The following is a 12,621-nucleotide window of genomic DNA, read 5'->3' on the forward strand; positions in this document are numbered from 1 at the left end:
TGCAATTTTTACCTAGTTTATTCGGGATTAAAGACCGTTCACGGAGTTACACCCCCTCTAAACCAATATAAACCCGCAGGTCAAGAGTTTACAGGGGGTTTACCATCTAGAACCGCGAACGGTATACGGCTATGCTGTATCTCGGCGCCTAATCCGCAATGAAACGAAGGGTTGAGACGTCTATATCCCACAAGGTATACAGAACTCGGCCATAGAATAAATGAGATGGGACGGTGACAGATGAACACCCTGATGTTCTTCTATACCCTAGCGATACTCGTGATCTGTATTGTGACGGCGGTGCTCTCGCTTGCCGCCTATGCCTCGTCCCGTCGACGCTTCTTTATCTATGGCAGCGGCGTATTTATCTGCTATGCCATCGAGATGACCGAGATTTTCTTTTTTGAATACACGCTGCAAAACCAGAGTTTTCCAGCCAGCGACTATTACTCAATTACCATGCCTGTGTTGCGGACCTTTGTGGCGACCGCTTCGCAGGCTTTTATTTGGCTCATTGCCATGGATTTGCTCGACAAGCATTCAAAAAAGCAGTTTGTCATTCCCGTCGCAACGTTCTTGCTGAGCGAGCTGCTGATTATCGTCGCTGTCCCCTACGGCCCCATTCATCAATGGCTCTACTACACGATGCGTCAGGTATTCCTTGTTTTCGTGGGGCTATATATCTTTTGGACGGCACGCAAGAGCACACAAGTCGAGCTGAAGGCACGCGTTAACAACCAACGAAAGCACCTGATTATCGGCGCTATTCTGGTCGGTTGCATCGTTGCCGAGGATTTCTACAACATTCTGATTGTCCCCATGAGTCTGGCGCCCTCTTGGCTGCAACTATATCTGTCCGAGCGCAACTTTAGCGAAAACGTCTTTGCCTGCTACTTTGCGATTCTGCTGATCATCTACTCCTACCACGTGCTTTCAATCCGCATGCAGGAGGCGCCCGAGGAAAAGAACGTCAGCGATCTTGATCGACACATCGAAGAGCAGATGCCCTTCTATCGCAACGCCTACAAGCTCTCCAACCGTGAGACCGAAGTTATGCGTCTGGTCGTACTGGGCAAATCGAACCAAGAGATCGCTGACGAGCTATTCCTTGCCGTGGGCACCGTCAAGACCCACATCCACAACATCCTGGTCAAAACCGAACAGCAAAACCGCACGACGCTCATCCTCCACTTTTGGAAGCGATAACCTGCCAAAAAGGGACAGGTTTATTTTGGCAGGTTTTATCTGGGCAAACGCCAAAAACCGCCGCGAGGGAGCTACTTTCCCTCGCGGCGGTTTTCTAGCAGTAAAACCAAGTGAGTAGGCTTTTGGCGGGATGCCGAGCACACCTCAAAACGCCACAGCCCTGACCTGCGATTTTATTGAGCACTTGCCGCGATGTGCTCGGCAGATCCAAAAAAGCCTACTCACTTGCATCTGAGATGCTCTAGATACGCAAAATACCGCCGCGAAGGGAGCTGGACTCCCTTCGCGGCGGTTATTCGCTCTGATTTTGCGACGGTTTTGCCCGCTTGCTACTCGCTGTAGCGGGTGGCGATGGCAGCTTGTACCATGCCGGCGCTCATGAGGTACGTCACCAGGAAGTAGCCACCGTATGCTGCCAGGAAGATTGCACAGGTGAGGCCCACGGTGCCGCCGATGCTCATATTTCCGAAAATGCTCACCAGCTCGATGATCACCTTAAGTGCCACAAAGGAGTGCGCCAGGCCCACTGCCAGCGGGAACAGGAAGAATACCGCTTGCTGCGCCATCACCGAATGGCGGATCTGGCGGTCGTCGCAGCCGATCTGTGCCAGCACACGATAGCTGCGGCTGCCGTCGGCCACATTGGAGAGCTGCTGGATCGACAGTATCTCCGCGCATGCAACGACCAATACAAAGCCGATGTAGATGGCTAGGTAGCTAATAAGACCGTTCATTTGCGCTGCTTGCGTGTACATCTCGGAGCGTGTGATGAAGGTTCCCCACACCCCCGGCTCTTTGCCGTCAACGAGCAGATTGTCGAGCAAAGTGTATTTAATGCTCTCGTCTGCCTCGGTCGTATCCATCCCCTGTTTGTAGTTAACGAGCAGGCTACTGGAATACGGCTGCAGATTAAGTTGGGACAACAGTTCGTCGGCAACGACGACGGTACCCGGATTACTGCCCATCGCCGAGTTGGCGATGGCCGCCGTATCTTCGTCCGACTTATCGGTTGCGGGCTTGAGCGTATGCCCGCCCAAGGTAAGGGCATGGCCGTCAGCCATATACTTGGTGTACAGCTCGACCAGCTCGCCGCCCATATCACACGTGAGCAGATACTGGTCGCGGCCAATGCTCACCGGCTCCTCGCCCATCATCTGACGCAGTTTGTTGTACTGGCTCGCCGGCGTCACAAACAGACCCATCGTATCGGCATTGCTACCCCCGAACGCCTTGGGAAGCTTTTCGCCCATGGTCTTGCACATCTCACTTGGGGTCACCGAAGGATTCGAGCCGCCAAATGGGTAACTCAGATACGAATCGATCTGCACATGCTCACCGGCAACATCGGCGATATCGACCTTCTTGCCGGTCTCGTCGTTGTTGTCCGCCGACTTGCCCTTGCCGTGCCATGCAGGGTACAAATCGACCGTTGTATCGGCCAACACCATGCGATCGGCCTCAGACGGATTGACATACCCTTTGTACCCTTTGTAGTAGTCGAGCGTATCGGGCGTGTAATAGACATACGTCTGAGACACGTCAACAGGGTTATAGCGCTCCAGGTTTTCATTCATCACGTTGGCAATTGACATACCGCACGTCACCGAGGTGATGGCCAAAAACAGGAGCATCGCGATGACGCCCATCGAAAAGCACACCGTATTAACCTTCGCCGCAAGCTGGCGCACGGTAAACATGTTGAGGCCGCGCCAATACACGCCGCGCAGGCTCTGCAGCAGCTTGATGAGCATGCCCGAGAGTCCCCAGAACAGGGCAAAGGTGCCCACGGTAACCATAGCGGTCGTAATACCAAACTGGTTCATGGCCTCTTGCAGCTTGCTGTCCGTCGCGGTTAGCGGGAACCCATCACGTAGCAGACGGTAATAGGCCACGCCCACCAGCACCGCGCCCACGACAAAGATGGCAATCGCTATCCAGGGGTTGCGTGTCTTGATGCTCTCGTTGCGACGCTCGGCACCCATAAGCTCGATGAGTTTGGTGCGACGCACGGCGCGAAGGTTCAGCAGTAGCGTGAGCACAAACATTACGAGCATGCAGACAAGGGTCAGATTGAACGCATGCATCGAGAAAAAGAAGTGGAAATTGGCGATCTGTGTCTTAAAGAGCGAGGCCGTAAAGAACGTCATGAGCTGGGAGAGTCCCACACCCAGCACAATGCCGGCGACAAAGGCCACCACCGAGACAATCACCGTCTCGAGCGCCATGATAGTGGCGACGCGCCCGCGCCCCATGCCGAGCACCTGGTACAGGCCAAACTCCTTCTTGCGGCGTTTCATGATGAAGTTATTGGCATACACCATTAAAAAGGCCATGACACCGGCCAAAAAGTACGTCAGGTCGCCGAGCATGCTGCCCATAACCTGCGCCAAGCCCTCTTCATCGATTCCGGCGATGTCGACCTGCATCGAGATGGTGTTAAAAGCATAGAAGACCGTGACGCCCAGGGTGAGCGTCAAAAGGTAGACGAGGTAGTCGCGGCCGGCGCGGCGGACGTTGCCCCAAGCGAGTTTACAGAGCATCGGAGCCCTCACCGCCCATCATGGCAACGACCTCCATAATGCGGTCGAAGAACTCTCGGCGGTCGGTGTCGCCGCGGCGCAGCTCGGTGAAGATCTTGCCGTCGCGAATGAACAGCACACGGCTCGTGTAGCTGGCGGCAAAGCTGTCGTGCGTGACCATGAGCACGGTGGCGCGTAGGCGGCGGTTAAGGGCCTCCAGGCTCTCGAGCAGCAGGCGAGCGCTCTTGGAATCGAGGGCGCCGGTGGGCTCGTCGGCCATGATCATGGTGGGGTCGGTAACGAGCGCGCGAGCCGCGGCAACGCGCTGCTGCTGACCGCCGGACATCTGGTAGGGATACTTGTCGAGCACCTGACTGATAGACAGACGCGCGGCTACATCCTGCACGCGGGTCGAAATTTCGGCCGAGTTTGTGCGGGCGATGGTGAGCGGCAGGGCAATGTTCTCGCGTGCCGTGAGCGTATCGAGCAGGTTGGAGTCCTGGAAGATAAAGCCGAGCTCCTCGCGGCGGAACTGCGAAAGCTTGGCCTGTTTCATGCGCGTCACATCCTGGCCGTTGATGCGAATGGTGCCACTCGTGGCGCTATCGATGGTCGACACGCAGTTGAGCAACGTCGACTTGCCCGAGCCCGAGGCGCCCATGATGCCGACGAATTCGCCGCGGTTGACGGTAAAGCTGACATCGTTGAGCGCGCGGGTCACGTTGCCCAGCGCTCCATATACCTTTTCGAGATGCGCGACCTCCAGTACCGGGGTCGCCGTTTGCGTGGTTTGCATACCGAGTCCTTTCTTGCGATTAGTCTACGGCATCTATAGTCGCAAGGAGCCGAGTCGGCTACCATCGATATGGCTTACGCTTGCCTTACCGTTGCGTAAGGTAAGCGTAGTCTGCCATGTGTTGATGTTGAGAGAGGGCTCCTGTTGAAGACTGTTCATGTTGCCGCTGGGATCATTCGCAAGGAAGGATCTGACGAGCTGCTTGCCGTGCAGCGCGGCTACGGCAGCATGCAGGGACTATGGGAGTTCCCGGGCGGCAAACTTCTGCGCGGCGAGACACCCGAAGACGCCGTGCGCCGCGAGCTTATGGAAGAGCTACAGGTAAAAGTCACCAACCTGCGTGATTTCTACACCGTTGAGCATGACTACCCCGATTTTCATCTCTCCATGGAGTGTTACTACTGCTCGCTCGCCGATGAATCCGATGAGCCCCAGAAACACGACCGCCAGCTTGATATCCGCTGGATTCCACGCACCTCGCTTGCCACGGTGGAATGGATGCCCGCCGACAAGGGGCTCATTGATGCTCTGATTGAGTTAAAGGAAGATCGGCTTGAGGCAAGCTCCGCCGATGACACCGCGCCCAACACAACCGACAAACCCGCCACCAAACCCAAGCGCGCACCTAAACGCCGCAGCAAAAAGCGTCCCAAGCCCGGTCTGCTCGACGGCATCGATACCTCGGACCTCTCCGCTGACGAGCGCGAACTGGTCCGCCGTCGCGCCGCCATCAAAAAGTCCATGAAGGGCAACAAGCGCGCCAACACCAAGCCCGAGCTGCTCGTACGTCAGCGCCTACGGGCCGCGGGCCTTACGGGCTATCGTTTGGAATGGAAGGTACCCGGCAAGCCCGACATCGCCTTCCCCGGCCGCAAGATCGCCATCTTCGTCAACGGTTGCTTTTGGCACCGCTGCCCCAAGTGCAACCCAAGCCAGCCCAAGCGCAACGTTGAGTTTTGGGAGGCAAAGTTCCGTCGCAACGTCGAGCGCGACCGTGCTGCTGTGGCAGCGCTCACTCAAATGGGCTGGACGCCCATAACCATCTGGGAATGCGAACTCAAAAAAGACCGCATCGACGCCACGATGGAAAAGGTCATCGAGCAGGTGCGCGCCACAGAGCCGCAGCGCTAACAGCGAGCATTCACACGCTACGCACGTCCGCGCCACATCCACGTCACAAACCTTAGAAAGCCCTTAAGCTCAAAACCTTTCAAGAATGTTACTCGATACCTCTGACCTGCAGCTTCATCGTAACACCAAACCAGGTTAAGCCTTTCTTTAGCGCTTCTTTGCGGCAGCCGCGGCATAATGTAGCCAGCGCACGGGACCTAGCAGCAAACCCCGAGCGCATCCTTTTGGTGGATATCGAGGAGGCCGCAAAAGCATGCATTCTTCCAATGACGCAGCACAGCAGCCATCCCTAAAACATGCAAACCTTTTCTCCTTCCCCCCGACACAGAGAAACGGCCTCCTCGACTCCCCCACCACAAAAACCAAGCGCTCAGCCGATCAGAGCCTCAACTTACGAGCATCCTTCGAAAAGCTCCAAGCATCCCTAGACAAGGCGTTCCCCGAACAGGCAAGAGCAATCTAAGCCCATCGCGCTTTATACTGATGCCATGCGAAACATGGATCACATAGAATTGCACCGCGGAGGACGCGAGGAAGCGTTTCCCGAGACCGCCGAAGACTGGCCCTATATTGCCGAACGCGCAGAATTCGCTCGCTATCCGGGCAATTCCGTCCCCTGGCACTGGCATTCCGAAGTTGAGCTTTTCTACATGGAGCAGGGAGCGATTGACTATCGAACGCACGCGGCTCATGAGCACGTACGCTTTGAGGAAGGGTCCGCCGGCTTTATCAACGGCGGCGTTTTGCACAGCACGCTGCAATCACCCAATTCGGCGCCAGCCATTCAAATGCTGCATATCTTTCAGCCGTCGATGCTCGGCGATCCCGCGGGACGTCTCCAAAAGCGCTACATCAACCCATTGCTTCAATGTCGAGGCGTCGATGTGCTCAAATGGTCGCCCACCAATCCCGACGATATGCCCTTTATCGATTTGCTGAAAAGCTCCTTTAGCCACGACCTTCAACGGCCGCAGAACGAGATGGCGCTTCGAAATAACTTGTCAGGGCTCTGGATTCAGATTTACGCCAAGGCCGAACCGCTCTTTTCCTCCGACAACGCCTCTTGGATGACCAGCCGCGACGTACAGTTCAAGGCAATCCTGGACTTTATCCGCGCAAACTATGCAGCCGCTGTAGATGTGCCCCAGATGGCATCTGCAGCCGGCGTAAGCGAAAGAGAGTGTTACCGCATTATCGAAGCTTGCGCAGGAACGACCCCGGCGGCATATCTGCGCGCATACCGCGTAAACCGTGCTTGCGAACTTTTGGCACACACCACGCGAACGGTCCAGACAGTCGCGCGCCAATGCGGCTTTGCGACAGCAAGCCATCTTGGCCAGGTATTTAAAGAACAAATGGGATGCACTCCTTCGAGCTATCGAGCAGCGAGGCAGAATCTCGATAGTACCAGGCAGAAATCCCGCTAGCCCTTCTTCTGTCACTGCATCAAACTTGCAGGCAAACAACAGAGAGGAGCAATCATATGAAGCACTTTGACCATATCGTATTTGACGTTGATGGGACATTGGCAGATACAGAAGAAAGCGTTCTATCATCGCTTGTCCAGATTGTCCAAGAAGAGACCGGCAAAACGCTCCCCCGACACGAGCTTGAATTTGCCCCCGGCATACCCGGCAAGGATGCCCTTGAGAAACTTGGAATCTACTCGCAGGCAACGTTGAATCGCTGGTGCCAAGTTGCTGCCAGTTTTAAAAGCACCATCAGCGTGTTTCCAGGCTTGCTTGAAGTCATCGCAACACTCGCCAACAACGGCTGCAAACTTGGCATCGTCTCCTCACGTGCGCGCGACGAATACACAGACGAAATTGCACCCCTTGGCTTCGATAAGTTTTTTGAACACATCATCCTTGTCGAAGACACAACCGAGCACAAGCCTTCGCCCGCACCCATGCTCGAATATCTCCGACGTACGGGCGCGAATCCTGGCAACGTCGTCTACGTTGGCGACACCGTCTACGACGAACAATGCGCAACTTCAGCAGGGGTCAGTTTTGCCAGAGCAGCATGGGGATCACACCAAGACATCCCAAACGCCACCTACAACCTCAAAACCCCCAACGACCTGCTAACCCTAACAACCAAGTAACCCCCGCGCCCCACCCTTTCAGCCCCAACGCCACAAGGGCGACGACCTCGAGTAGGTCAACCTGGGAGGGACGAGGGCTTAGTTCCCCAATCTTTCCGCAGGGGGCAAAAAGCCTCGCCGCACGAAGTGCGCAGCGAGGCTTTTTGCATGCCCGAGGACGATTGGGGAACTAAGCCCTCGTCCCTCCCCGGGATCTATTTTGAGTCGGAGTACCCTTGCTGTTACTCTGCTTTGCCCACAGAGTTGAGGTTGGTCATGCGGATCTTAACCAGCTCAGTGATCTCACGCATACCCTCCTTGGCCGGCTTCTTGGGATCGAAGCAGGCGGGGTTCTCGGCCATGTAGGCCATGAAGCCCTTGGTGTAGGCCTGACGCAGCTCGGTGGCGTAGTTAACCTTGCAGATGCCGTTCTTCACGGCCTCGGCAACCTGCTCATCGGGCACACCGGAGGTACCGTGCAGAACCAGCGGCACGTCGACGGCGTCGCGGATGGCCTTGACCACGGACTGCTCGATGTGAGGATCGCTCGTGTACACGCCGTGGCTGGTGCCAACGCCAATGGCCAGCGAGGTGCAGCCGGTGCGCTCGACGAACTCCTTGGCCTCGGCCGGATCGGTGTAGGGGCTCTCGCCCTCAACCGCGGGACCGTCGTCCTCCTTGCCGCCAACCTTGCCGAGCTCGGCCTCGACGGGCACACCCATGGCGCGGCCAGCGTCGGCGACCGACTTGGTCAGGGCGATGTTGTCCTCGAAGGACTCGTGCGAACCGTCGATCATGACGGAGGTGTAGCCAGTGCGGAAAGCCTGCATGCAGCGGTCATAGCCATCGCCGTGGTCGAGGTGCAGAGCGACGGGCACGGAAGCGCGCTCGGCAGCAGCCTTGACCATGCCGTAGAAGTAATCCAGGCCAGCGGTCTTGATGGTGCCCGGGGTGGTCTGCATGATGACGGGGGACTTGGTCTCCTCGGCGGCAGCCAGAACGGCCATAACAAACTCGAGGTTCTCGACGTTGAAAGCGCCAACGGCGTAGTGGCCGGCCTGAGCGTCCTTGAGCATCTTTTCGGTGGTAACAAGTGCCATGAGCGTTTGCTCCTCTCCCTCGCCCGCATCTGGACATCGGGCGTACGTGTCCGCAAGGCGTTTTACCTTGCGTTTTGCTTCGCTCATTGTATGAAATTCAGCGGCTCTGCACGTGCGAGATATTGAGCCCATGCAGGTCAATACAGTCGTTTTTGAAAAGTAAACGGAAGGAATTGGAGCTGAGTGGGCGTGTTCGATATTGAATTTTGGGCGTTCAGCGTCTTTCTTTTATAGAAAAAGTAAGTAATCGAAAGGCGTTTTCTTACTTAAAAAGAAAATGAACGAAAATGGACTCAACACAATTCCTGCAAATTTAGGTTGAGGATGGAGCAGCTATGGCCCACGCAACAACCCGGGCTTTCGCCGATGAGCGCCGCGCCGCCATCATGGAAATGCTCGAGCATAACGCCTCCGTTCAGGTGGCAGACATCGCCCAAACCTTTGGCGTGTCCTCCGTCACCGCCCGTGCCGACCTGGACGCCCTCGCGGAGTCCGGCAAGCTGCGCCGCACACATGGCGGCGCTGTGTCGCTCCACAAACGCCTAACCGTCTCCACGCAGGATCGCCGCATCAATGTCAACGTCGCCGCCAAGCAGGCCATCGCGCAAAGCGCCATCGAACTCGTCAGTGACGGCGACACGTTGCTCGTCGACTCGGGCACCACGGCGCTCGAGTTCGTCCGGCTCCTCGATCAGCGCGACGGTATCACCGTCATCACGGCCGACATTACCATTGCCGATTACATCGACGAGAGCATGCCCTCAGTCGATGTCGTCATGCCGGGCGGGGCGCTGCGCAAAGGCCATCGTTATCTGTACGGACCGCTCACTATGCAGGCGCTCCAAATGGTCCACGCCGATCTTGCCGTCATGTGCCCTGGAGCTTTTGTTCCCGGCTGCGGCTTTACGACCGACTTTCCGCAGATGGCCGAGACCAAAGCGGCTATGGTCGGTGCCGCCCGTCAAAGCGTCGCCCTTATGGACGCCAGCAAGGTTAACGGACGCGGCATGTACCGCTTTGCCGAGCTGACCGATGTCGACACCATCGTGATGGACCGTGATCCCGATGGCGCCGTCGCCACCTCAATCGCCGAGATCGTCGACAACGCCCGCCCAAATCTCCTCATCGCCGGCGCTTAAACAAAAACCACCACAAAGGTCTCCTTTGTGGTGGTTGAGCATCAGAAGTGAATGTGTCGCTACTTGGAAAGCTCGTCGGCGAGGGCCTCGATCTGAGCGCGCGAGGCGTCGTTGAGCGAGCCCAGCACGGTCACCTTGTTCTGCGCCAGGGTGATGTCCTTCATGCCCTCGAGCTCCTTGGTCATAACCTTGGCAGCGGTGGGCGCCCAGGAGCCGGCCTCAACGAGCGCCACCGTACGGTTCTGATAGGCGTGCTCGGCAAGCGTGTGGATGAAGGTGCTCATAAACGGGAAGATCTCGCCCTGATAGGTGATGGAGGCGAGTACCAGGCGGTCGTAGCGGAACGCATCCTCAACGGCCTCGGCCATATCGTCGCGAGCCAGGTCAAAGACGGAGACCTTCTGGCCGCGAGCCTCGAGCGCTGCGGCGAGCTCCTCGACGGCGGCCTTCAGATGGCCGTAGACGCTCGCATAGGCAATGGTGATGCCCTCGTCCTCGGGCTGATAGCTCGACCAGGTGTTGTAGGTGTCGAGGTAGTAGCCCAGGTTCTCGGTCAGCACGGGGCCGTGGAGCGGGCAGATAATCTGGATGTCCAGGTCGGCGGCCTTCTTGAGCACGGCCTGCACGAACTTGCCGAACTTGCCGACGATGCCAAAGTAGTAACGGCGCGCCTCGCAGGCCCAACCCTCGGGATCCTCGATGTCGTTGGCGCCAAACTTGCCAAAGCCGTCGGCACTAAAGAGCACCTTGTCGGTGGCCTCGTAAGAGAACAGCACCTCGGGCCAGTGCACGTTGGGAGCGCCGACAAACGTTAGGCTATGACTGCCCAAATCGAGCACGTCGCCCTCTTTGACGACCATCTTACGCTCGGGGAAGTCGGTGCCAAAGTAGTTGACCATCATGCGGAAAGCGCCCATGCTGGCCACAATCTGCGCTTGGGGATAGCGCTCCATAAAGGCGGCGATGCCGGCGGAGTGATCGGGCTCCATATGGTGAATGACCAGGTAGTCGGGCGTGCGGCCGTTGAGCACGGATTCGAGGTTACCAAGCCACTCATCGACAAAGCCGCCATCGACCGAATCGGCGACGGCAATCTTCTCGCCCAAGATAACGTAGCTGTTGTATGCCATACCGTTCTCGGACACATCGTACTGGCCCTCGAACAGGTCAATGTCGTGATCGTCGACGCCAACGTAGCGGATATCCTTGGTGATCTCCATCAGGCAAAGCCTCCTAGATAGACAAAAGAGCCCGTCTATCATAGCACTCGGCTACATCCCAACAGCTATCTACCGACATCCTTACCGATTGTTATTGAAATGCGATAAAACGCCGTTTATCAGCACAAACTATGCGCGCGGTATCGCCGTGCTATGTCGAATGATGAGTTGTCCGGGAATACGAATGGCAACAGTTTTGGCCGCCGTACCCGCCTCGGGGACCGCATGCTCGAATACCTCGCGTCCGCGCTGATGTAGATCGAATCGCACGGTCGTGAGCTCGTTGTGTGCGACAAAATCATCGAGCGAATCGTCGACGCCCACCACGCTCACGTCCCCGGGCACGCGCAGGCCGCTATCGCGCAGCGCCGCAATAGCGCCGTTTGCCATCTGGTCGTTTGCCGCGTAAATCGCCGTCATGGTGCGGTCGTGCTCAGCCAAGTACCGAGCGGCCTCGTAACCGCTGTTAGCAGACCAGTCGCCCTCGAGCGGCTCTGCCGGCTCGATGTGTTTACGCTCGAGCGCATCCTGCCAACCGGCGCGACGAAATTGCTCGTCGACCGAGAACGACGGGCCGCCAATATAGCGAATCTGCTCGTGCCCCAGCTCAAACAGATGGTCCATAAGCAACAGCGAGCAGCCGTAATGGTCGGAATCGACTGTGGTCACGCGCGGATGCGCGTACATGGTAACGATAACTGTGCCAATGCCCGGCAGTGGATCAAACGTCTCAAAATCGGGCGCCATGCGACTCATGCCGATGATGATGCCGTCCACCGGCAATGCAGCCATACGACGCGTTGCCTCGGCAAGCGAGAACTCCTCGGTCTTGGACATCTCGACCAGCGTGATGGCGCAATTACGCTCGCGAGCAGCGCTGGCGATGCCGTCGATCATTGAAAGGTTGCCAAACTTGGTGACATCGTTGATGCACAGGCCGACCGAATGGTAACGGCCATCGCGCAGTGAGCGACCGGCATAACTCGGACGAAAGCCGAGCTCTTGCATAGCGGCCTGCACGCGCTGGCGCGTCTGCTCGTTAACGTTGGGCAAGCCGTTGGCGACGCGCGAAACCGTCTGCTGCGAAACGCCAGCAGCGCGGGCGACGTCGGCCATGGAGACCGGACGCGTACCTGTATCGTTGGACGGGCGCCTTGCCACAGGATCACCTTCACCCTTGCGAGATCTGAATAGCGTGCATGCCGGCCCGGGCAGAAATGCACCCCGCGCCGAGGCCCGCTATCGTCGGACGCATGTTAACGTACTCTACTTTTTCTATCTGCATCTCTTCTGCTCTATAAGTCCATACAGCTGCACCGTTCGCGGCTGAAAATCTACCGATTACCAGATTCTCAAAAATAGATACACGTTGTGTTATGAGTACGTTAACATTGCCTTTAACGTGCAGCGCCATGAACGCTTCG

Annotated in this window: 10 protein-coding genes; 5 read left to right on the plus strand and 5 right to left on the minus strand. The window is 57.1% G+C overall.

From position 1 onward, the window contains the following. The first annotated feature begins 240 nt into the window (after nt 1–240). The gene (locus DXC79_RS07865) at nt 241–1,206 is read left to right on the plus strand and encodes a response regulator transcription factor (RefSeq protein WP_117635778.1); all 966 of its coding nucleotides are present in this window, start codon (nt 241–243) and stop codon (nt 1,204–1,206) included. Nucleotides 1,207–1,535: 329 nt separating this feature from the next. Here the strand turns inward: DXC79_RS07865 and DXC79_RS07870 are convergent, their stop codons facing one another. Together DXC79_RS07870 and DXC79_RS07875 are read right to left on the minus strand one after the other, a co-directional pair. Then, nucleotides 1,536–3,746, minus strand: a complete 2,211-nt coding sequence (locus DXC79_RS07870; RefSeq protein WP_117635779.1) for an ABC transporter permease — start codon at nt 3,744–3,746, stop codon at nt 1,536–1,538. Beyond that, nucleotides 3,736–4,521, minus strand: coding sequence for an ABC transporter ATP-binding protein (locus tag DXC79_RS07875; protein ID WP_089572375.1), 786 nt, complete (start codon nt 4,519–4,521; stop codon nt 3,736–3,738). The genes DXC79_RS07870 and DXC79_RS07875 overlap by 11 nt, the downstream gene beginning before the upstream one ends. 144 nt (nt 4,522–4,665) lie before the next feature. Here DXC79_RS07875 and vsr point away from each other — a divergent pair, with 144 nt between their 5' ends. The 3 genes from vsr to DXC79_RS07895 all read left to right on the plus strand — a co-directional run bounded on the left by vsr (nt 4,666) and on the right by DXC79_RS07895 (nt 7,759). Beyond that, the gene (gene vsr, locus DXC79_RS10215) at nt 4,666–5,652 is read left to right on the plus strand and encodes a DNA mismatch endonuclease Vsr (protein ID WP_233503074.1); all 987 of its coding nucleotides are present in this window, start codon (nt 4,666–4,668) and stop codon (nt 5,650–5,652) included. Nucleotides 5,653–6,149: 497 nt separating this feature from the next. Further along, nucleotides 6,150–7,079, plus strand: a complete 930-nt coding sequence (locus DXC79_RS07890) for an AraC family transcriptional regulator (RefSeq protein WP_158550995.1) — start codon at nt 6,150–6,152, stop codon at nt 7,077–7,079. A gap of 56 nt (nt 7,080–7,135) precedes the next feature. Beyond that, complete coding sequence (locus tag DXC79_RS07895) at nt 7,136–7,759, plus strand: HAD family hydrolase (RefSeq protein WP_117635781.1); 624 nt, start codon at nt 7,136–7,138, stop codon at nt 7,757–7,759. Nucleotides 7,760–7,980: 221 nt separating this feature from the next. On the opposite strand, the gene DXC79_RS07900 is transcribed toward DXC79_RS07895, so the two are convergent. Beyond that, a complete protein-coding gene (locus tag DXC79_RS07900; RefSeq protein WP_022095149.1) occupies nt 7,981–8,838 on the minus strand; it encodes a class II fructose-bisphosphate aldolase in 858 nt (285 codons plus the stop codon). A 335-nt stretch (nt 8,839–9,173) separates the two neighbouring features. On the opposite strand from DXC79_RS07900, the gene DXC79_RS07905 reads away from it, so the two are divergent. Further along, nucleotides 9,174–9,977, plus strand: coding sequence for a DeoR/GlpR family DNA-binding transcription regulator (locus DXC79_RS07905; protein ID WP_117635782.1), 804 nt, complete (start codon nt 9,174–9,176; stop codon nt 9,975–9,977). Nucleotides 9,978–10,036: 59 nt separating this feature from the next. Here DXC79_RS07905 and DXC79_RS07910 read toward each other — a convergent pair whose 3' ends face one another. Next, nucleotides 10,037–11,197, minus strand: a complete 1,161-nt coding sequence (locus DXC79_RS07910; protein ID WP_233503076.1) for an FprA family A-type flavoprotein — start codon at nt 11,195–11,197, stop codon at nt 10,037–10,039. 129 nt (nt 11,198–11,326) lie between these two features. Next, nucleotides 11,327–12,313, minus strand: a complete 987-nt coding sequence (locus DXC79_RS07915; RefSeq protein ID WP_117635784.1) for a LacI family DNA-binding transcriptional regulator — start codon at nt 12,311–12,313, stop codon at nt 11,327–11,329. Nucleotides 12,314–12,621: the final 308 nt, after the last annotated feature.

It is taken from the genome of Collinsella sp. TF08-11AT (genome assembly GCF_003437035.1).
Taxonomy (GTDB): Bacteria; Actinomycetota; Coriobacteriia; order Coriobacteriales; family Coriobacteriaceae; genus Collinsella.